We start from the raw sequence: 21,516 nt of genomic DNA on the forward strand, positions 1-21,516 counted from the left end.
CATAAGAGATGTTTGAAAATGAAAGTGCAGCAAAAAACGCAGCTATCTACCTGTTAGCGAGAAGGGAGCATTCACGGAAAGAACTGAAAGAAAAGCTGATTGCCAGAAGTGAACTTATTGATCTTGATATAGTGTTAGATGAGTTGATTGAGCGTGGGTATCAATCGGATCAGCGTTTTACCGAAAGTTTTATACGCATGCGAGCATCTCAGGGACAGGGATTGATCAAGATTCGTTTTGAATTGCAGCGTAAAGGGGTGAATAGTGAGTTGATTGCTAGTGCATTTGAAGCGGCAGAAATCGATTGGTTTGAGTTGGCTGCAGATAGGTACAAACGAAAATATAAAGCAGCATTATTAGCTAATGATTACAAAGAACGGGCTAAGCGAATGCGATTCATGTCACAAAGAGGCTTCAATTCAGAGCAGATTGGCTATGCGATAGCTGCTGCCGATGAAAGCGATTAAATTACCTATAGTGTTTTAGTTGTACTAATTTTGATCAGAAAATAGTCTTAAACAAAAAAATTCGTAGATTTTATTGTCTCGTTATATACTACCCCGCCATTTTTATAATGATTTTCGAGCCTTTTTCTAAGTTTTAATATTGCTTAGAAGTAGTGCTGGTGACGGTCAGGTATTACGAGCGATTAAAACCATGAAAAATATGACAAGTGCTGAACTGCGTCAGGCCTTTTTGGAATATTTCCAGAACCATGGCCATGAGATTGTGGAAAGTAGTTCACTGATTCCTGCAAATGATCCAACCCTGATGTTTACTAATGCGGGAATGGTTCAGTTTAAAGATGTTTTCCTGGGAAGTGATAAGCGTTCATATAATCGCGCTACGAGCAGTCAACGCTGTGTTCGTGCCGGGGGTAAACATAACGACCTGGATAATGTTGGGTATACCGCCCGTCACCATACATTCTTTGAAATGTTGGGGAACTTTAGTTTTGGTGATTACTTTAAGCGTGATGCTATCCGCTTTGCCTGGGTGTTCCTGACCGAGGTACTTGAGCTGCCTAAAGAGAAGCTTTGGGTTACTGTACATGTCTCTGATGATGAAGCTGAAAAAATCTGGAAAGATGAAGTTGGTATCGATCCTGAGCGCTTCTCGAAGCTGGATGAAGATAATTTCTGGTCTATGGGTGATACAGGTCCTTGTGGTCCATCCAGTGAAATATTTTTTGATCATGGTGCCGATGTTTGGGGAGGCCCTCCAGGAAGCCCGGAAGAAGATGGCGATCGCTATATTGAAATCTGGAACCTTGTCTTTATGCAATACAACCGTTCTGCAGATGGTGAGATGGCGCCTTTGCCTAAACCTTCTGTTGATACCGGCATGGGGCTTGAGCGTATAGCGGCGGTTCTACAGGGTGTTCACTCAAATTATGAAATTGATCTGTTTCAAAATCTCTTAAAGGCAGCGTCTACTGCTGTCGGTTGTAAAGAAACAGATACGCAATCATTACGTGTGATCGCGGACCATATTAGATCATGTGCTTTTCTTATCTGTGATGGTGTTATCCCTTCAAATGAAGGTGCTGGCTACGTGCTAAGGCGTATTATTCGTCGCGCGGTGCGTCATGGTAATAAGCTGGGCGCTTCCGGTGCCTTTTTTAATACCCTGGTTAGTGCTCTGGTTGCTGAGATGGGTGATGCCTATCCAGAGCTTAAAGAGAAGCAAGCCCAGCTTGAGCGTGTGCTGCTTAAAGAAGAGGAGCAGTTTGCCAAGACGTTAGACCATGGTTTGCGCTTGCTTGAGGATGTTATTAGTAACCTTGCAGGTGCAGAGATTCCTGGTGAAACAGTATTCAAATTATATGATACCTATGGCTTTCCGGTTGATCTGACCGCGGATGTAGCCAGAGAACATCAGCTCACAGTTGATATGGCTGGTTTTGAAGTGTCGATGGATGACCAGCGTAACCGGGCCCGTGCTGCGGGTAAGTTTAATGTTGATTATAATGATGCGATTCAATTGGATGGGCATACCGAGTTTACAGGTTATCAGCAGTTAAATGGTTCGGCTGACGTTGTCGCTTTGTTCTGCGATGGTGAAGCAGTTAAGCAGCTGAATGAAGGTGATAAAGGCATGGTGGTACTGGATCAGACTCCTTTTTACGGAGAGTCTGGAGGCCAGGTCGGCGATAAGGGATTATTACTTGCGTCAGGTGTTGAATTCGATGTTCAGGATTGTACCAAAGAATCGAAAAATCACCTTCATCATGGTGTGCTCAACAGTGGTTCTTTAAAAGTGGGGGATACGGTAGCTCCGCAAGTAGACCGGGTCCTACGTCAGGCGACAGCCGTTAACCATTCTGCAACGCATATTCTTCATGAAGCGCTAAGTCAGGTTTTGGGCGAGCATGTTCAACAGAAAGGTTCTCTTTGTGATGCAGGTCGTTTGCGTTTTGATTTTTCGCACTTTGAAGCCGTTAAGCCTGAAGAGTTGAAGAAGGTTGAGCAGATTTGCAATGAGCAGATACGCCTGAACTCAGAAGTGCGCACTGATATCATGGATATTGAGTCAGCTAAAGCAACTGGTGCAGCCGCTTTGTTTGGTGAGAAGTATGATGAGACTGTGCGTGTTTTAACTATGGGGGAAGGCTTCTCTGTCGAACTTTGTGGTGGTACTCATGCTAATCGTACCGGTGATATTGCGTTGCTGAAGATTGTTTCAGAGGGTGGTATAGCAGCGGGTGTACGGCGGGTAGAGGCGGTTACCGGTGCTAAGGCGATGGAGTTTATTGACCAGTCAGCTGCGCAACTAGAAACTAAATTGCAAGAGCAGATCGGCAAGAGTCGCCAGTTGGAAAAAGAACTGGAGCAAATGAAAGCAAAGCTGGCAGCGGCAAAAGGCGCTGACCTTTTAGGTAACGTTGTTGAAGTGAAAGGCGTTAAAGTGCTGGCAGAACAGCTTGAGGGTATTGATCCTAAGGCGCTGCGTGACACTATTGATCAGCTGAAAAATAAACTGGGTAGCGGTGTTGTCGTATTGGCGACGGTTACTGAGGGGAAGGTAAGCTTGGCTGCGGGTGTCACTAAGGATCTTACTGGTCAGATAAAGGCGGGTGATTTAGTGCGTGAGTTGACGGCTAAGCTTGGTGGAAAGGGTGGAGGTCGCCCTGACTTTGCTCAGGGTGGTGGTACAGATGTTGCCTCGCTTTCAGTAGCGTTAGCAGATGTGAAAGCTCTGGTTGAACAGAATTTGTAATAATGGCAGCCGAGAGGCTGATGATGGGAACAGGTAACTATGGCCCTATATGTACAGAAGTATGGTGGAACCTCGGTTGGTACCGTTGATCGTATTCAGGGAGTAGCGGATAAGGTTAAAGGTTTCCGTGAGGCCGGGCATGATATTGTAGTGGTTGTTTCTGCTATGAGTGGAGAGACAAATCGCCTGATCGGTATGGCAAAGGAGATGCAGTCGCAGCCGAGTCCTCGTGAAATGGATGTGCTGGTGTCTACCGGTGAGCAGGTGACGATTGCATTACTTTGCATGGCGCTTGAAGCGCGGGGTGTAAGTGCGCGATCTTACACCGGTGGCCAGGTAAAAATTATGACTGATGATGTGCATATGAAAGCACGTATTCAGGATATTGAAGTAGATAACATGCGTACTGATCTTGATAAAGGTCGTGTGGTTGTTGTTGCTGGCTTTCAGGGGATTGATCCTGACGGTAATATCACTACGCTGGGGCGTGGAGGTTCAGACACTACAGGTGTTGCTTTGGCGGCAGCGTTAAAAGCAGATGAGTGTCAGATATACACGGATGTTGATGGTGTATATACAACGGATCCCCGGGTTGTGGAAGGTGCGCAGCGTATGGATAAGATTACCTTTGAAGAGATGCTGGAAATGGCCAGTCTCGGTTCAAAGGTTCTGCAAATTCGTGCTGTTGAATTTGCGGGTAAATATAATGTACCGCTTCGGGTTCTTCATAGTTTTCAGGAAGGCCCTGGTACGCTTATAACAACAGAGGAAGACGATACAGTGGAAAAGCCGGTCATCTCAGGGATTGCATTTAACCGCGACGAAGCGAAACTGACAGTTCTGGGTGTACCAGATATCCCAGGTGTAGCTTCTCGTATTCTGGGTCCGATAAGTCGTGCCAATATTGAAGTGGATATGATTCTTCAGAATATTTCTGCGGATAATTCTACTGACTTTACCTTTACAGTGCACCGTAATGACTTTGCTGTTGCAGAAGAGATTCTTCAGCAGGTTAAAGAGGAGTTAGGAGCGCGTGAAGTCATCGGTAACAATAAAATTGCTAAAGTCTCTATTGTAGGCGTGGGAATGCGTTCTCATGCTGGCGTTGCTACTAAGATGTTTGATACATTGGCAGGCGACAATATTAATATACAGATGATCTCGACGTCTGAAATAAAGGTTTCAGTTGTAATTGCAGAGAAGTATCTTGAGTTAGCGGTGCGAGGTTTACACTCTGCTTTCGATCTGGATGCAGCTGATACTGTTAGCGAATAAAAAATATCAGCAGTGGTCTATAGTTAGACTGCTGTTGCACAATAATTAATGTTTAACGCAAGGTAATCCTGCGGCAGCCCGTTATTTCGCTGAAGAGCAAACAGGATATGTCAGGTCGGTAGTACTTGTCTGTTAAATAAGGAGATTTATCTATGCTTATTCTTACTCGTCGAGTTGGTGAAACACTGATGGTTGGAGATGATGTTACAGTTACGGTACTGGGGGTTAAAGGTAACCAGGTTCGGATCGGTGTAAACGCGCCTAAGGATGTTTCTGTTCATCGTGAAGAGATTTATCAGCGTATTCAGAAAGAAAAAGAGCAAGACAGCGAATAATTTTTATTTTTTAGGAATAGCGCTTTTCTTTTGAAAATCAATCTTGTACTATACGCGCCGTTGTTTAGGTGAGCTGGCCGAGTGGCTGAAGGCGCGCCCCTGCTAAGGGCGTATAGGGGAAACTCTATCGAGGGTTCGAATCCCTCGCTCACCGCCATTTAGCGCCCGTAGCTCAGCTGGATAGAGTACCTGGCTACGAACCAGGCGGTCGCACGTTCGAATCGTGCCGGGCGCGCCATTTTCAAAGGCTTTTTATAGTCTTAGAAATTGGTTACAAATGGGAATACAACAAGTTTGGGTTTTATACGCGCCCGTAGCTCAGCTGGATAGAGTACCTGGCTACGAACCAGGCGGTCGCACGTTCGAATCGTGCCGGGCGCGCCAACCTTCTCAAACTTTGTGGTTTTAATCTGTTTTACCTTTTTAGCGCCCGTAGCTCAGCTGGATAGAGTACCTGGCTACGAACCAGGCGGTCGCACGTTCGAATCGTGCCGGGCGCGCCATCTATTTTCCTCGTTAGTGTTTGAAAGTTCCTATATTTTATTGTCATTTATATGCGTTATCCGCATGTGATTTCGTGCGCTATTACTGTGTTTATAAGTATAAAAAAACCGCCGGATGGCGGTTTTTTTATTGAGCATTAATTTATTAGCGTTCTCTGAATGCAGTATTTAAACCACGTGAGATGGGTTTGAGCAGGTAATCAAGAATTGACTTGGAACCGGTCTTTATGTCGGCCGTGACGGTCATTCCGGGAGATATTAGCATGCTTTGGTTGCCGCCGACGACGCTGGCGTCCAGGCTGATTTCTGCGCGGAAGTAAGGGTTTTTCTTTTCATCCAGATAGGTTGAAGCTGAAATTCGTTCGACAATACCGGTGACAATCCCAAAACGGGCTGAGTCGTAACTGTCGACCTTGATCTCGGTTCTTTGGCCTGGATGGATGTGGCCTATCTCACTAGGTGATACTCGTGCTTCTACGACCATCTCATCCCCGGTGGGCACCAGTTGCATAATAACCTGTCCAGGTTCAACGACGGCATTGATGCGTGTAATAGAGAGGTCCTGAATTATGCCGCTGAGGGGAGCGTAGACATCCAGTCGATTAACTCTGTCTTCAGCTCTGATCAACGTTTGTTCGACTTCTGCCAGTTGTTCGCCTACCTCGCCTGCTTTGAGCTCTGTGTCTTTAATAAAGCGCGACTTTAATTCTTCTTTGCGAGTTTTAGCTTCAGCCAGTGCTGATTTCGAAACCCGAATGCCGTCAATAAGGTTTCGCTCTTCACTTTGTTTGTTAGTCAGATCAGTTTGACTGGATATTAGCTCTGATTCGGAAACAATTCTGCTTTTGAAAAGCTCTTTGCGCATACGTACTTGTTGAGAGAGTAGCTTAATGCTTTTTTTAACGGAAGTGACTCTGTTTTCCTGTTGCTGTAGCTCTTGTTCACGTTGATATATCTGGGCATCAATAACGCTTAACTCACTGGCATGGCTTGCCAGTTCAGCGCTATATATTGTGAGCTGTTTTTTGGTCAGTGCCGGGTATTGTTTACCGATCTCGCCGAAGTCTGGGGGCCTGTTTTCAATAATCGCCTGAAGCCGTTCGCCCTCGAGAATCATAGAGGCGCGCCTGATCTCGGTTTGAGTTAATTCTGACTGGCTTGCGGGTGGTGAAAAACGTAAGAGAAGATCGCCTTCTCGAACGGTATCTCCATTCCTGACGACTATTTCGCTGACAATGCCTCCCTCAAGGTGCTGTACATCATGAATAAGGCCGGCGGGAATCACTTCACCACGGGCCGAAGTGACTTCGTCAACGTTGGTGAAGAATGCCCAGGCGATTGCTGCGACAAGGATAAAAGCGGTGAAATATATAGCCGCATTAATGATGGCAGAAGGGTTATGCTCCTCGAGTTGAATCGCTTGTGCCAAAAAACGAGCCCGGGCTCTCGGCAAGCTAGCGCCACTACGGGATGAGAAAACATTATCGTTTTTACTACTCATGCTGCATTCTCCAGCAACAGGCTGACGACTTCATCAGGAGAGCCTGCATGAATCACGGCTCCCTGCTCCATCAAAATTGCTTTATCTGCGAGCCGTATATGGCTGGGTCGATGACTAACCATAATAATTGAGCGACTCCCTTTGATTTTATTCAGTTGTTCAACAAATCGTTTATCCGACTCGTCATCTAGCGAGGCGCCGGGTTCATCCAGTAAGAGGATTTTGGCCGGGCTAACAAAAGCTCTGGCCATCGATAAAGAGCGAAGAAATCCAGGAGGCATGCGGTCAATAGTAGTATCGCCAATTCTTGTATCTAGTCCTTCTGGTAGTGCCATGATTTCGTCCAGTACGCCGGCTTCAGCAGCAGCGTCGCGTACTTGTTTATCAGTGGCTAAACTGTTGTTTAAACGTATGTTTTGGGCAATGGTGCCGTGGAACATGTGGATTTGCTGGGGAACATAGGCGATAGCTCGTCTTAGGTCCATCGCATTAAGCTGGCGTAGATCCATGCCATCAAGCTGAAGTGAGCCGGCTTGCGGTGCGTACATGCCAGCAATCATTTTCATCAGGGTCGATTTGCCAGAGCCTGTATTGCCGCTGATGGCTACCATCTCTCCGGGCTTAATCTGGAATGATACGCCTAGTAATGCCGGATCTCTGTCGGGTCCGTAGCGGAAGCTGACTCGTTCAATACGAATATCTCCTTTGAGCTTTTCCAGAATAAGCCCGGATTTGCCATTGGAGCATTCATTTCTTAGTTTCATTAGTTGGTTGATCTGCCGAATCGCTTTAATGGTTTGTTGAAATTTAGAAAACGAAAGGAAAGCACTTTGCAGTGGAGATAGGACGCGCCATACCAATGCCATGATGGCAATGAGTGCGCCAATAGTCATATCCCCTGCCATCACTTGCATTGTTCCTACGCCAAGTACGGCTACACCTGTAAAAGTCATCATGCCCTGGGCAAGATTGTTCATTACGTTATTTGAGAGGAAGGTTTGATAGTTAGATAGCACTGATTCGCCTGAGTTCTCTCTGAAACGTTCCCACCAGACCGTTTCGCCGCCAATGGATTTAATCTCTTTCCGTCCGGCGACGGTCTGCATAATAATTCGCTGTTTATCGGTCCTGGCTTTGCCTGCACGCATTATTTTGCTATTTAGCATAGGCATCCAGAACAGCCCTAACATGATAAAGCCTATCACCATTGCCAGTGGTATCAGGGCTATTACACCGCCTAATATTCCGATGACGATAAGAAAGAGAATGACAAATGGAAGTTCCAGGGCAATAGCTGCGCTGGGCCCGGTAAAGAAGTCTCTTACAGAGTCAAATTGTTTTAAGCGTGATAGCTGTGCGGCCACCGTGGAGCGTTCGGTATAGAGGGGTGGCAGGTAGAGCATTCGTTTGAAAGTCTCAACGCCTATCAGGTAATCAAGTCGTCCAGCAGTGACGCCGAGAAGCTTTGCCCGTAAATAACGTAATCCTAAATCAGCAGCTAAGAGAATGGCGGCTCCTGTGATTAAAAAAGGCAGGGTCTCTGCTGATTTTGCGCCGATGACTTTGTCGTATATCACCATAATAAATAGTGGTACTAATAGGGCGGCAAGATTGATAATAAATGTCATGCCAAGTAGGTGGATGATCATTTTATTAAACCGTTGCAGTAGGCTACCAAACCAGTCGTTAGTTAACTCGGGGGTGTTACTCCCGTGATGAGCATGGTTGTCGGTAAAAAGATATGCGGTGCCTTGTAGGTCTAGCGCCGTTGATGTTTCGTAACTGTCGCTTTCTGGATCATAGAAGAATACTGTTTCATCCTCTAAGCCTTGAAGTAGTAATACTCGATTGTTATCAGAGATAAACAGGGCGGGATAAAGTTCTTTTTTAAGATCAGAAACGGATGTTTTAACCGGTGTGCTTTCATAGCCTAGTGTGGCCAGCATGTTACGTACATCGATCAGATCTATCTGTTCAGAGAAATGCGGAAGAGCTTCGATCAGTTCTTTTGCGTAGTTGTTCCAGCCGAGCTCTCTTAACAGAGGGAGTAAGCAGGAAGAGAAAGGGGAAACTTTTTTGAAAGCCGTTTCATTATGGTTTCGAAGATCGTCGGCAAGTTGTTCTGAGGCCATCATTGGGCGCGGGTTGCTGCTCATCTAATTATCCCTTTGCCTGTGAAGCGGCTTGTGTTGCCTGGAAGGCGATATAGGGGTCTATGTACTCTTCGAGGTGCCCCTCTTTCAGGATGTATTGGCGATCACAGATGCGCAAAAATGATGGGCGATGGGTAACAATAATCATTGTTCTGGAACCCCGCATATCCTTGATGACATTGAGTAGCCTGCCATCGTTTTTGATATCGAAATTGGCATTAGCGTCATCGAATAGAATAATCTGAGGATGGCCGACTAGTGATCGCACCATAATTATTTTTTGTCTTACTCCTTCAGAGAGAGCATCTACCGCAGCGCCCCCTACTTGAGTATCTAATCCGTCGGGTAGTCTAGCTACAATTTCTTCTAAGCCGAGAATTTTTGATAGCTGAAGGGCTTGTTGTAGAGCCTCGCCTTCACGATATAGGGTCATGTTCTCAAGAATAGAGCCTTCGAACAGGATGCCTCTTTGAGGCATGATGCCAATCTGCGCACGTAAAAATTCCAGGTCGTATTCCCGGATGTCATGATCGTCCAGGTAGATTTGTCCCGTTTCAGGCTTGAGGAAACCAGAAAGAAGGCTGACCAATGTGCTTTTGCCGCTGCCATTATTGCCAGTGATGCCAATGGTTTCGCCAGGGTAAGCAACAAGAGAGAGATCTTTGATCAGAGTGTTGTCTTGTCCCGGGTGTGCGAAGCTGATGTTGCGAATCTCCACTTTTCCGCTTAGGCCGGACTCTTGTCGAATTGCTCCGCCGCTTTCTTTCGGCTGTTGGTATAGGTCTTCTATCTTCTCCATTGCCAGGCGTAGTGTTTGGAATTGTGACCAGAACCCCATAGCTTTCAAACCGGGCTGTAATACGCGACTGGAAAGCATAGTGCCTGCTGCCAGGGCGCCGACGGTCAGGTCGCCGCTAATAACAGAGATGCTGCCGATACCGACAAACGCGACGACGGCTAGTTGCGAAAAAGTGGCGCCTATACCCTGGACAATGCTGTTAATGCGGCTTAGATCGTAAATGCTTTCAGCTGATTGGTGTTGTAATCGCTCATAGCGTCGCAGCATCAGTGCTTCCATCGCCATTGATTTAATGGTGTGAATCCCCTTAAGGGTCTCAATGATGAAGTTTTGTCGCCTGTCTTCCATAACTGAACGGGTTTCGAGTGCATGGCGTAACTGGCGGCCGGTGATTACTGCAACAATAAAAAACACTAGTAATAGCACGACAGGGATCATGATGAGCGGCCCGGCGATGACCCAGATAAGTGCTAAGAATAGTAGGACGAAAGGTAAGTCCATGACGAGTAGGATCGATTGACCGGAATAAAATTCTTGAATCTGCTCCAAGGCCTGGGTTTTATCGAGGTAATATCCGGCAGGTTCTTTTTCAAATGCAGCGTTGTCGGTATTTAGAATGTGGTTCATCGCTTTAAGGCTTTCGCGATGATCAAATTGAGCGCCGCTCCAGCTTAGTAAAGTGGAGCGAAAAATCCGTAGCGCTGTATCGAGAACAACCACGCCCAGCATGCCCAATATGAGGAATATAAAGGTCTCTGTTGCTTGATTAGGAATGATACGGTCATACACTTGAAGTATGACTGTAGGGAGGGCAAGGGCTAGGATGTTGATAGCCAGAGAGGAGAGCAAAACCACAGGGTGACTCCATGTTCCTGGTGTTTTTAGCTTCCTAATTGAAAAATGTTCCGACCTATTCCTACTCATATGAGCTCTTATATACCAGGGCGTAATGCAACATATTGAATTGAGACACTTTTGTCTCGGGTTATATTGCATCTGTTTGGCCTTATTCTCAAGGCCTTCGAAAGTTTTTAATACTCTGAATAGGTTGCTTTTAATAAAGCTCTTTTGGATTTATAGGTAGTAGAGGCGAGTTATGGCTGATGAAGAAAACACTTCCCCTGAATCTGCACGCGAAGCGGCATCGGCGGATCTATTTAATCAGGAAACAACTACACATATAAATCCGAGCCGCTCTGAGGCTGAAGAGGTCTTTGGGCATAACACTCTTAGCTCGGAAGAGCTTTTTAAACAGAATATTCAGGGGCGTATTGATCATGACCTGAAGGACACTGTACTTCCAGAATTACAGTCTGACGGATTCAATTTTGAATTGAATAATGATTTGCTGTTATCGCTTACTGGGCAAGGCTCTCTTCCTGCAGGCACTGAGATCGCGACGTTATCTATTCCGGTTGAAGGGGCCGATTTTTCTTTTAGCCTGGATGATAAACAATTTACTGTAGAGGGCGATGCTCTTCTTCTAAATGAAACATTAACCCCCCAGCAGGGTGTGATTTATTCGCTCAATGTAAATGCGATTAGTAATACCAGCGAATTTGCGATCGATGTACCCCTTAATATTAGTTTTGATGAGTTAGCTAGCCTTATCAATGAAATTAATGAGGGCATTATTAATGTTGCTCCGGATGGTATCAGCCTAAGTGAAACGTCTATTGACGAGACATTACAGCCTGGTGATGTGGTGGCAACACTCACCGCCTCTGATTTTGATAATGTTGATGGGTTTCAGTTTGAGTTAACTGGTGAGGGGGCTGATCTATTTGAAATAGTCGGTAATGAGCTAGTTGTGAAAGTCGGTGCCTCCTTTGATTATGAAGCCCAGTCGAGCTTGCCTGTTGAGATTACGGTTACGGATGCTGGTGGCAAGAGTTTTACTGAGACCGTTTCTATTGATGTAAATGATATTAATGAAGCCCCTGTTTTATCTTCAGCTTCTTTCCGTGTTGAGGAAGGAGGCTCACTCTTTAATGGTGAGCTGGAGGCGGTAGATCAAGACCTTTCTGAGCAATTGTCATTTGTTATAGCTGACGGCTTTTCTTTGCCGCCAGGCTTTGAGTTGACGGTTGATGGGGATTATAGCTTTGATCCTGAAGATGAAGCTTATGAGCATCTTGGAGTAGGCGATACTCAAATTTTGACTATTCCTGTCAAAGTTGTTGATTCAGGAGGGCTAGAGAGTGTTGCTGATATTCGAATCAATATTGCTGGCACTAATGATGCCCCAATAGCTGATACGGATGTCATCCTTGTAACCGACGAGGGTGATAGTTCTATCGGCGGCCAGTTAGTTGCTTTCGATGTGGATGGTGACAGTGTTAGCTTCAGTGCGGACAGTCTGCCGGCCGGCTTTACCCTGGAATCCGATGGTTCTTATAGTTTCGATCCAGGTAATACTGCTTATGAAGGTATGGCTGTAGGTGATAGCCAGGTTCTGAGTATCCCTGTTACGGTAACCGATGAGAACGGAGCCACTGATAGTCAACAGGTTCAGATTACTATCTCGGGTACCAATGATGAACCCGTTGCTGGTTTAAATGTTACGGCTTATGTGGCCGAAGGCGATACTGCAATCTCCGGTCAGCTCACCGCGTCCGATGTGGACGGCGATAGCGTTAGCTTTAGTGTGGATAGTTTACCTGCCGGCTTTACCTTAGAGAGTGATGGTTCATATAGTTTCGATCCTGCAGATGCAGCGTATGACGGTATGGGCGTTGGCGATAGCCAGACCTTAACTATTCCTGTCACGGTCACCGATGAAAACGGTGCGACTGACTCACAACAGATTCAGGTAACCGTGACTGGCACCAACGATGCGCCAGTCGCCGGTGCAGATGTCACGGCTAACGTAGCCGAAGGCGACTCGGCGATCTCCGGACAGCTGACGGCGTCCGATGTGGATGGCGACAGTGTTAGCTTCAGTGCTGACAGTCTGCCGGCTGGCTTTACTTTAGAGAGTGATGGTTCTTACAGCTTTGATCCTGCCGATGCCGCGTACGATGGTATGGGTGTGGGCGATAGCCAGACGCTGACCATTCCAGTGACGGTTACCGATGAAAACGGTGCAACCGACTCACAACAGATCCAGGTTACTGTCACCGGCACCAACGATGCGCCGGTAGCCGGTGCGGATGTCACTGCGACTGTTGCCGAAGGCGACTCAGCGATCTCAGGTCAATTAACTGCGTCTGATATAGACGGCGACAGTGTTAGTTTCAGTGCTGACAGTCTGCCGGCTGGCTTCACCCTAGAGAGTGATGGTTCTTACAGCTTCGATCCTGCCGATGCCGCGTACGATGGTATGGGTGTAGGCGATAGCCAGACGCTGACCATTCCCGTCACCGTAACCGATGAAAACGGTGCGACTGACTCACAACAGATCCAGGTCACCGTGACCGGCACTAACGATGCCCCGGTAGCCGGTGCCGATGTGACCGCCACTGTTTCTGTTCCAGATGCTCAACCTGAAACATCTACTGTTTTTCTCACCACATTTAATTCAGTAGATGCATCGTCTTCCTTTGTTCAAAGTGCTGATGGCTGGAGTACTAACTCTGATGCGATTGAGGTCTGGAATAGCAAGGATGGCCATACAGGGGATGGTCAGTACATTGAGTTAAATGATGATGCAGTAGATCATTATTCTGATGCAGTAAGTATTAACCGAGATGTTGATACAACAGATGGCGCTACATATACCCTGACATTTGATTGCTCTGCCCGGGCGGGATTTGATGAAGATGTAAATGAATTTCAGGTGCTGGTTAATGGAGAGGTGTTGGAGACTGTTCGTCCTGATGGTTCAGGGGATTCAGATAATGATTGGGAAAGTCAGACTGTAACCTTTACCGGGACAGGCGAGTCAATGAATATCCAGTTTGTGTCCACTGGCGATGCTGTGAATTACGGTCGTGGTGCGCGTCTGGATAACATTGAGTTAACTGAGACGGTCATGACAGCGCTTGATAATAAGGTCACTGGTCAGTTGAGTGCAACAGATGTTGATGATGGTTCTTTACTGAGCTTTGGGCTTGCTGAAGGAGTCGCTCTTCCGGCGGGGTTTGCACTGGAGTCTGATGGCAGTTACAGCTTTGATCCTGCTGATGCTGCCTATCAAAGTATGGGTGAAGGCGAAAGTCAGACCTTAACAATCCCAGTGACGGTGACTGATGAGCACGGCGCCACAGACACACAGCAAGTGCAAATCGTTGTTAATGGTACTAATAGTGCTCCAGTTGCTGAAGTAGATGTGACTGGTATCGACTACGATCTATACGGTCAAGAAAATACTGACACTTCAGGGATGAATGAAGTTTCAGGGAGTGGTGGCAAGGATAAGCTGGAGGGTGGCAACGAAGCTGACTTTATCTATGGAGGAGGCAATAAAGATGACCTTAAGGGCGGTGAAGGAGATGACGTCCTCGATGGTGGCGCTGATAAAGATAAGTTAGATGGTGGCGCTGGTGATGACACTCTCTATGGGGGGGCAGATAAAGATGACCTCAAAGGTGGTGATGGCAATGACTACCTGGATGGAGGGTCCGGTAAGGATAAGCTGGACGGTGGTGACGGTAATGACTATCTGGTTGGCGGAGAAGGCGACGATAAGCTGAAAGGTGGTGATGGCGATGACCTTATGACTGGAGGCTCAGGCAACGACAAGGCCGAAGGCGGTGATGGTTCAGATACCTATATCTACAATCCATTCGAAGGAAATGATCATTTCTCCGGAGGTACCGGCGGAGGGTGGGCAGATACTGTTGCGTTGAGCGCTGATGGTTCAAGTGATCCGGATAACCCCTGGACCATTACAGTCGATGGCCAGGAGTTAGAATATGACATGGCGGCTCAAGCGCTGGAGTTAAATCCAGATACCTCAGGTGTGGTCACTATGGCTGATGGCAGTGAGCTAACCTTTGAGGGTATTGAAAAAATTGAGTGGTAGATATCGTGCAATTTTGTAAAGAGGCTTCGGCCTCTTTTTTATTGGTTGAATGCTGCAGTGTGGCTTTTGTTGCATGAATTTTGTACCCCCTGCACACCAATGTATAATGGCCGCCTTTTAATCCGGTACAGAAATCGAATATGAAAATTATCGTTAAACTATTTCCAGAAATAACCATCAAGAGTAAGCCCGTGCGTAAACGCTTTATTCAGCGATTACAGTCTAATTTACAGGTAACTCTTAAGCGTCTGGATAACGATATTAAAGTACGCGGACTGTGGGATAAGATTGAAGTAGAGGTCCCTTCTGATAGCGCTGAGCTGAGAGAACAGGTTATAGAGCTGATGAGCTGCACGCCGGGCATTTCCCACTTTTTAGAAGTGGATCAGTATGCGCTAGGCTCTTTTGAAGAGGTGTTTCAGCTCACTAAAGACGTTTATGGGGATAAGGTTAAAGGTAAATCCTTTGTGGTGCGTGTTAAGCGTGCGGGTAAGCACGACTTTAAATCCGGTGACCTGGAGCGTTATATAGGTGGTGGTTTGCTTCAGCACTGTGATACCAAAGGGGTTGATCTTCATACGCCTGAATTTACGGTTAAGCTGGAAATTCGTGATGAGAATCTTTATTTGATCTCCCATCAACATAAGGGGCAGGGTGGGTATCCTTTAGGTACGCAGGAAGATGTTATATCACTTATATCGGGAGGGTTTGACTCGGTTGTTTCCAGCTATATGACCATGCGTCGCGGTAGTAAAACGCACTTTCTGTTTTTTAATTTGGGAGGCCGCGCCCATGAGATCGGTGTAAAACAGATCTCCGTTTATCTCTGGCAAAAGTATGGCAGCGCTGCCCGGGTTAAGTTTATCTCTGTGCCTTTTGATGAAGTCGTGGGTGAAATATTACAAAACGTTCATCATACGCATATGGGTGTTGTTCTTAAGCGGATGATGATGCGTGCCGCTGAAAAAGTAGCAGATCGTATGAAATTGCCGGCGATAGTGACCGGTGAGAGTATTGCTCAGGTCTCAAGCCAGACGCTGGTTAATCTGCAGGTAATTGACTCCGTGACCAATAAGTTAGTTGTGCGCCCACTGGTTACGATGGATAAGCAAGACATTATCGATATCACAAAGAAGCTAGGAGCTTATGATTTTGCTAAAAACATTCCTGAGTATTGTGGCGTTATCTCTGATCGGCCGACAACGAACGCAAAGCTTGAACGGATAGAAGAAGAGGAAGCTAACTTCGATTTTGATGTTTTAGATCAGGCATTGGAAAATGCTCAGGTAATTACTATTGATAAAATCGTGGATGATATTAATGTTCACGCAGAAATCGAAGCGTTAACCAAGGTTGGTGATAATCAGGTTATTATTGATGTCAGGCATAGCAATGAGCAGGAGCGTAAACCGCTGAATATGCCTAAAGTCGAAGTGCTGACAATCCCTTTCTTTTCTCTTGGAGAAAAATTTCAGGAATTGGACCAGAGCAAAGAGTATCTTTTGTTCTGTGATAAGGGAGTAATGAGCCAGATGCATGCCCAGAACCTGCAGGAAAAGGGCTTTTTGAACGTTAAAGTATATCGTCCAGAGCTTTGATTAAGGCTGTGGGCTTTTAAATAATTAACATCGTAAATAAGGGCTTTTTCGCTGAATTTTGTAGTTTAATTACAGACGATAGAAGCACTTTTTATGCTGTTAATACTATCTAACTAGTTGCCTGAAGTGCAGAATTCAGGTTTAATTGTTAGCCATTTATTAACTGTTCATCTGTTCTGTTGCGACCGGTTTTAACCTTCGGGGTAATACTGCGGCCACAAGCCGGCAGCAGACATATGGTTTTCTTACAAAGAAGGAGCACCCGTTAGATGGATAATCTAATGTCGGAAGGCCTGAATTTGATGGTCTTTGGTATGGGATTCGTTGTTGTATTCCTAACCCTGTTGGTCTTTGCAACCGGCTTTATGTCAAAGCTGATTGCCAAAGTGGCGCCTGAGGCTATTCCAGAGCCTGCCAAACCAGCAGCTGTTGCACCTGTTGCTACAGGTAGTGATGAATTGGTTGCAGTTATGACTGCGGCAGTACATCAATACCGTAAGCACTGATTTGCAGCCAAAACCAAGAATTTATTTTAAAGAGCATTAATCGACAAAAGGCCTATACCCATGTCTGATAAAAAACCTCTTGGCATTACAGATGTAGTATTGCGGGACGCACATCAGTCTCTGTTTGCTACCCGCATGCGCATCGATGACATGCTGCCAATTGCTGAGAAACTGGATAAAGTCGGTTTCTGGTCCCTGGAAAGCTGGGGCGGAGCGACATTTGACTCATGTATTCGTTATATCGGTGAAGATCCTTGGGATCGTATTCGTGAACTGAAAAAAGCGATGCCGAATACTAAGCAGCAGATGCTGTTACGTGGTCAGAACCTGTTAGGCTACCGTCACTACGCTGATGATGTGGTTAGTAAGTTTGTAGAACGCGCTGCTACTAATGGTGTTGACGTTTTCCGTATCTTTGATGCGATGAACGATCCCCGTAACCTGGAAACAGCGATCAAAGCTGTTAAGGAAAGCGGCAAGCACGCACAGGGCACCATCTCCTATACCAAGAGTAACGTACACACCACTGATATGTGGGTTGAGTATGCTAAGACTCTGGAAGACATGGGTGCTGAATCAATCGCGATTAAGGATATGTCCGGTATTCTGACACCTTATGATGCATTTGATCTGGTTTCGCGCCTGAAAGCTCAGACTGATCTTGAAGTTCAATTGCACGCACATGCAACGTCGGGCTTGTCTGATATGACTATCCTGAAAGCTGTAGAAGCCGGTATTGACCGTGTGGATACGGCTATCTCATCAATGTCTATGACTTATGGTCATACAGCAACTGAATCTGTTGTTGCCGCGCTGGCGGGTACTGATCGTGATACGGGCCTTGATCTGCTTGCATTGGAAGAGATCGCTGCTTATTTCCGTGAAGTACGTAAAAAGTACGCTAAATTTGAAGGTTCTCTGCGAGGTACGGATTCGCGTATCCTGGTTGCTCAGGTTCCAGGCGGCATGTTAACAAACATGGAGAGCCAGTTACGTGAACAGGGCGCTTCAGATAAGTTTGATGAAGTGTTAGCCGAGATTCCACGGGTGCGTGAAGACTTGGGTCTGATCCCGCTGGTAACGCCTACTTCACAAATCGTTGGTACTCAGGCGGTAATCAACGTCCTGATGGGCGAGCGTTATAAAACGATCTCTAAAGAAGTTCAGGGTGTTCTTAAAGGTGAATATGGCGCAGCGCCTGCTCCTTACAACGCTGAACTGCAAGCACGTGTTCTGGATGGTGGTGAAGCGATCACTTGTCGTCCAGCCGATATGCTTGAGCCTGAAATGGACAAGCTGGTTGCTGAGCTGAAAGAGCTGGCGGCAGAGAAAGGGGCTAGCCTGGCAACGGGTGAGAACGAGATTGATGACGTTCTGACTTATGCGCTATTCCCACAAGTTGGTCTTAAATTCCTTGAAAATCGCGGGAATGCAGATGCATTTGAACCCGCCCCTACTTTAGAGGACGCCCTAGCAATGGCTGCACCTAAGAATACTGGTCCACAGACTTACACTATCAATGTTAATGGTCAGAACTACGTTGTTCAGGTTTCAGAGGGTGGTGATATCACTGCTGCTGCACCGGCTGCCGCCGCTGCGCCTGCTGCCGCCGCACCGGCTGGCGGTCCTGCTGAGTCTGTTCCTGCTCCACTGGCTGGAAATATCTGGAAGGTTCAGGTATCCACAGGTCAAGCGGTTCAGGAAGGTGATGTACTTGTTATCCTTGAAGCAATGAAGATGGAAACAGAGATTCGCGCAGCACGTGCGGGTACGGTTTCTACCGTTGATGTAAAGGAAGGTGATACTGTACAGGTCGGCGACAGTCTGCTGACATTGGTGTAAGGGCGGATTCTAAATGGATAAGCTATTAGACCTCTGGCACGCGTCAGGGGTATACAATGTAAGCCCGGGCCAGATCGTCATGATCTTAGTAGGCCTGTTGCTTCTGTTCCTTGCGATTCGCAAGAACTTTGAGCCTCTATTGCTGGTTCCTATCGGTTTTGGCGGCATCATGGCCAACATCCCAGAAGCAGGCCTTGCTTTCTCAGCCGTTGAGAATGCGCTGCACCTGGGGGGTCCTGAAGTTATTAGCTCTCTAGCGACCGCACTTGGATTGGATACGACTGATCCTTATGCAGTAAAAGAAGCTTATAATGCTGCTGCTGCTCAGGCACATACTGCGGCTGTTTATGCTGCAAATGATGCTGGCTACAACAATGGCATGATGTATAACTTCTACACTGTAGCGATTGCATCGGGCGTTGCGCCACTTCTGATCTTTATGGGTGTTGGTGCGATGACTGACTTTGGTCCTCTGCTGGCTAACCCTAAGACACTGTTCCTCGGGGCTGCTGCGCAGTTTGGTATCTTTGCTACAGTGTTGGGTGCGGTGGGTTTGACTACTCTGGGTGTGATGGATTTCACTATCCAGGATGCTGCAGCGATCGGTATTATCGGCGGTGCTGATGGTCCGACTGCGATCTATGTGGCTTCTCTGTTGGCTCCAGATCTATTGGGTGCAATTGCGGTAGCTGCATACTCCTATATGGCTTTGGTACCAATGATTCAGCCGCCGATTATGCGTGCGCTGACAACAGAAGCTGAGCGTAAGATCTCTATGGTTCAGCTGCGCCATGTGCCTAAAACTGAAAAGATTATGTTCCCTATCGTGTTGCTGATGCTGGTTGCTATGTTGCTGCCAGATGCTGCTCCGCTGTTGGGTATGTTCTGTTTTGGTAACCTGATGCGTGAGTGTGGTGTTGTTGATCGTTTGAGCGATACAGCTCAGAATGCTTTGATCAACATTGTAACCATCTTCCTGGGTCTGTCAGTTGGCTCTAAGCTTTCTGCTGATAAGTTCCTGGATGTGGAAACTCTGGGTATCTTGCTATTGGGTGTGGTTGCATTTGGTATCGGTACTGCTTGTGGTGTGCTGATGGCTAAGTTTATGAACAAGATGCAAGGTGGTAACTCCATCAACCCACTGATTGGATCAGCAGGCGTTTCCGCTGTACCTATGGCAGCGCGTGTATCTAACAAATTAGGTCTGGAGTCTAACTCTCAGAACTTCTTGTTAATGCATGCAATGGGACCAAACGTAGCCGGTGTTATCGGCTCTGCGGTTGCAGCAGGCGTTATGATTAAGTTTGTAGGCTAAATGCTTCAATGTTAAAAAAGGCTGCCTTATGGCAGCCTTTTTTTGTGCTGAACGCTTAGACCGGAAAACAAGTTTTCCTAGCTAGCCGGAGGCTGTTCCTCCTTACTAGACGCGACTACGTCGCTTGCTAGTAGCTAGAAAAAAAATACGCCTGTAGATTTATAGATATAAAAAAACCGCCATCAGGCGGTTTTATGTTTTTCTAGCGACTAGTAGGAGTCCAAGACTCCGTTCTAGCAAGTGACGCAGTCACGTCTAGCTAGGAAAGCTTGCTTTCCGGTCTTAATAGAAGTGATTGCTGGCTAATAGCCAGCCATCACTTCTAAGTGCGCCTGCACACTAAATGCCAGAGAAACGGGGTTGTAACCCCCTTCTAAGACAGAAACAATGCGTCCGCCACAAGTGGTGCGCGCTGCGTCCATGAGAAGCTGAGTGGCCCAGCGGTAGTCCTCTTCGGTAAGGTTAAGATCAGCCATTGGATCTTCGTGGTGTGCATCAAAGCCAGCGGAGATAAAAATAATATCCGGTTTATGGTTCTGAATAGCTGGAAGCCAGTACTTTTCTAACTGTTCACGGAATACTGAGGCGCGGGTATGCGCTTCGATCGGACAGTTAACAATATTATCCCTCTGAATGTCACAGTAACGTTCAGGATAGTAAGGGTGCTGGAAGGTAGAGCAAACCAGAACTTCCGGCTTATCTTTAAAGATGTCGACCGTGCCATTACAGTGATGCACGTCAAAATCAACAACGGCAACCCTGTTTACATTAGGTTGTTGCAGGGCGTGCATGGCGCCAATCGCAACGTTGTTATAAAAGCAAAAGCCCATAGCTGCGTTGTGTTCAGCATGATGGCCTGGCGGGCGAACTGCACAAAAGGCATTATCGACCTTATCAGATAGCACTTGATTGGTTGCCAATATACTAGAGCCGGCGGCAAGGCTGGCAGCGTGAAGCGAGTCCGGGCAGAGGGCCGTATCTTCATCGGCATAAACAACCCCTTCGTCGGGTTGCTTCATTTCCAGTCTTTTCTGATGCAGGTTGGCATGTGCCAGTTGAATCTGCTCAGGGGTGACATGTACCGATTCCATCTGTTTAAGCTGTTCGATTAAGCCGGTCTTCTGCAGTACTTTCTGAATGGCAAGAAGGCGAATCGGGCTTTCTGGATGTTCTGGCCCCATATTGTGCAGGCCACAATCGTGATGGGTAATAAATGCAGTCGTCATATTTGATCAAATTCGTTTATTTTTCTTAAGTTTACTGGATTACTACTCTGCCAGCGCTTATTCAAAAGTTGTAGGGAATAAAGATTTTACTGCTACGACTGTTGACATGGATCAGTATCTGTATTTCTGAAGTCTATATTATGACTTTCACAGCATAGAACTGTATTTAGCACCGTGTGTTTCACCCTACACCCGGTGCTTTTTTTTGTCTTGAGAAAACTAAGCTCGTTTTGAGACATTTTTCCTTTCTACTCAGGGGTGTGGCTTTTATACTGGAT

At 46.6% G+C, this 21,516-nt stretch carries 13 protein-coding genes and 4 tRNA genes; 13 read left to right on the top strand and 4 right to left on the bottom strand.

What is annotated here, in order from left to right:
• Positions 1–8: 8 nt before the first annotated feature.
• The 8 genes from AMJAP_RS02715 to AMJAP_RS02750 all read left to right on the top strand — a co-directional run bounded on the left by AMJAP_RS02715 (position 9) and on the right by AMJAP_RS02750 (position 5,332).
• On the top strand, positions 9–467 hold the full coding sequence (locus tag AMJAP_RS02715) for a regulatory protein RecX (protein ID WP_019620698.1): 459 nt from the start codon (positions 9–11) through the stop codon (positions 465–467).
• A gap of 199 nt (positions 468–666) precedes the next feature.
• Positions 667–3,219 carry an alanine--tRNA ligase gene (alaS, locus tag AMJAP_RS02720; protein ID WP_026339994.1) on the top strand — a complete coding sequence of 851 codons (2,553 nt, stop codon included), beginning with the start codon at positions 667–669 and terminating at the stop codon, positions 3,217–3,219.
• 39 nt (positions 3,220–3,258) lie between these two features.
• Positions 3,259–4,494 carry an aspartate kinase gene (locus AMJAP_RS02725; protein ID WP_019620696.1) on the top strand — a complete coding sequence of 412 codons (1,236 nt, stop codon included), beginning with the start codon at positions 3,259–3,261 and terminating at the stop codon, positions 4,492–4,494.
• Positions 4,495–4,646: 152 nt separating this feature from the next.
• Complete coding sequence (gene csrA / locus AMJAP_RS02730) at positions 4,647–4,829, top strand: carbon storage regulator CsrA (RefSeq protein ID WP_019620695.1); 183 nt, start codon at positions 4,647–4,649, stop codon at positions 4,827–4,829.
• Positions 4,830–4,896: 67 nt separating this feature from the next.
• Positions 4,897–4,986 (top strand) — tRNA-Ser (locus AMJAP_RS02735).
• 4 nt (positions 4,987–4,990) lie between these two features.
• A tRNA-Arg gene (locus AMJAP_RS02740) sits at positions 4,991–5,067 on the top strand.
• 69 nt (positions 5,068–5,136) lie between these two features.
• Positions 5,137–5,213, top strand: a tRNA-Arg gene (locus AMJAP_RS02745).
• Between the two features lie 42 nt (positions 5,214–5,255).
• Positions 5,256–5,332: transfer RNA gene (locus tag AMJAP_RS02750), tRNA-Arg, on the top strand.
• A 145-nt stretch (positions 5,333–5,477) separates the two neighbouring features.
• Here AMJAP_RS02750 and AMJAP_RS02755 read toward each other — a convergent pair.
• From AMJAP_RS02755 to AMJAP_RS02765, 3 genes are read right to left on the bottom strand one after another with little or no spacing between them, the layout of a single operon-like run.
• Entirely contained in the window at positions 5,478–6,833 is a 1,356-nt protein-coding gene (locus tag AMJAP_RS02755) for an HlyD family type I secretion periplasmic adaptor subunit (RefSeq protein WP_019620694.1), read from the bottom strand.
• Positions 6,830–8,989: a peptidase domain-containing ABC transporter gene (locus AMJAP_RS02760; protein WP_019620693.1), complete on the bottom strand. Its 2,160-nt coding sequence runs from the start codon at positions 8,987–8,989 to the stop codon at positions 6,830–6,832. The genes AMJAP_RS02755 and AMJAP_RS02760 overlap by 4 nt, the downstream gene beginning before the upstream one ends.
• 4 nt (positions 8,990–8,993) lie before the next feature.
• Complete coding sequence (locus tag AMJAP_RS02765; RefSeq protein WP_169336937.1) at positions 8,994–10,640, bottom strand: peptidase domain-containing ABC transporter; 1,647 nt, start codon at positions 10,638–10,640, stop codon at positions 8,994–8,996.
• A 241-nt stretch (positions 10,641–10,881) separates the two neighbouring features.
• Here AMJAP_RS02765 and AMJAP_RS02770 point away from each other — a divergent pair, with 241 nt between their 5' ends.
• The 5 genes from AMJAP_RS02770 to AMJAP_RS02790 all read left to right on the top strand — a co-directional run bounded on the left by AMJAP_RS02770 (position 10,882) and on the right by AMJAP_RS02790 (position 20,012).
• Positions 10,882–14,751: a VCBS domain-containing protein gene (locus AMJAP_RS02770; protein ID WP_201356402.1), complete on the top strand. Its 3,870-nt coding sequence runs from the start codon at positions 10,882–10,884 to the stop codon at positions 14,749–14,751.
• Positions 14,752–14,891: 140 nt separating this feature from the next.
• Positions 14,892–16,349 (top strand): tRNA uracil 4-sulfurtransferase ThiI, encoded by a 1,458-nt coding sequence (gene thiI, locus AMJAP_RS02775; protein WP_019623017.1) that lies wholly within the window; start codon positions 14,892–14,894, stop codon positions 16,347–16,349.
• Positions 16,350–16,618: 269 nt separating this feature from the next.
• Positions 16,619–16,855: an OadG family protein gene (locus AMJAP_RS02780; protein ID WP_019623016.1), complete on the top strand. Its 237-nt coding sequence runs from the start codon at positions 16,619–16,621 to the stop codon at positions 16,853–16,855.
• A 60-nt stretch (positions 16,856–16,915) separates the two neighbouring features.
• A complete protein-coding gene (oadA, locus tag AMJAP_RS02785; protein WP_019623015.1) occupies positions 16,916–18,697 on the top strand; it encodes a sodium-extruding oxaloacetate decarboxylase subunit alpha in 1,782 nt (593 codons plus the stop codon).
• A 13-nt stretch (positions 18,698–18,710) separates the two neighbouring features.
• Positions 18,711–20,012, top strand: coding sequence for a sodium ion-translocating decarboxylase subunit beta (locus AMJAP_RS02790; RefSeq protein ID WP_019623014.1), 1,302 nt, complete (start codon positions 18,711–18,713; stop codon positions 20,010–20,012).
• 302 nt (positions 20,013–20,314) lie between these two features.
• Here the strand turns inward: AMJAP_RS02790 and AMJAP_RS02795 are convergent, their stop codons facing one another.
• Positions 20,315–21,238: a histone deacetylase family protein gene (locus AMJAP_RS02795; protein ID WP_019623013.1), complete on the bottom strand. Its 924-nt coding sequence runs from the start codon at positions 21,236–21,238 to the stop codon at positions 20,315–20,317.
• Positions 21,239–21,516 lie beyond the last annotated feature (278 nt).

Origin of the sequence: Amphritea japonica ATCC BAA-1530 (genome assembly GCF_016592435.1) — a bacterium.
In the GTDB taxonomy this organism is placed as follows: domain Bacteria; phylum Pseudomonadota; class Gammaproteobacteria; order Pseudomonadales; family Balneatricaceae; genus Amphritea; species Amphritea japonica.

Coding starts and splice junctions, on each gene's coding strand:
- AMJAP_RS02790 (WP_019623014.1), top strand. CDS start 18,711: ATGGATAAGCTATTAGACCTCTGGCACGCGTCAGGGGTATACAATGTA.
- AMJAP_RS02755 (WP_019620694.1), bottom strand. CDS start 6,833: ATGAGTAGTAAAAACGATAATGTTTTCTCATCCCGTAGTGGCGCTAGC.
- thiI (WP_019623017.1), top strand. CDS start 14,892: ATGAAAATTATCGTTAAACTATTTCCAGAAATAACCATCAAGAGTAAG.
- csrA (WP_019620695.1), top strand. CDS start 4,647: ATGCTTATTCTTACTCGTCGAGTTGGTGAAACACTGATGGTTGGAGAT.
- AMJAP_RS02795 (WP_019623013.1), bottom strand. CDS start 21,238: ATGACGACTGCATTTATTACCCATCACGATTGTGGCCTGCACAATATG.
- alaS (WP_026339994.1), top strand. CDS start 667: ATGACAAGTGCTGAACTGCGTCAGGCCTTTTTGGAATATTTCCAGAAC.
- AMJAP_RS02725 (WP_019620696.1), top strand. CDS start 3,259: ATGGCCCTATATGTACAGAAGTATGGTGGAACCTCGGTTGGTACCGTT.
- AMJAP_RS02760 (WP_019620693.1), bottom strand. CDS start 8,989: ATGAGCAGCAACCCGCGCCCAATGATGGCCTCAGAACAACTTGCCGAC.
- oadA (WP_019623015.1), top strand. CDS start 16,916: ATGTCTGATAAAAAACCTCTTGGCATTACAGATGTAGTATTGCGGGAC.
- AMJAP_RS02770 (WP_201356402.1), top strand. CDS start 10,882: ATGGCTGATGAAGAAAACACTTCCCCTGAATCTGCACGCGAAGCGGCA.
- AMJAP_RS02715 (WP_019620698.1), top strand. CDS start 9: ATGTTTGAAAATGAAAGTGCAGCAAAAAACGCAGCTATCTACCTGTTA.
- AMJAP_RS02780 (WP_019623016.1), top strand. CDS start 16,619: ATGGATAATCTAATGTCGGAAGGCCTGAATTTGATGGTCTTTGGTATG.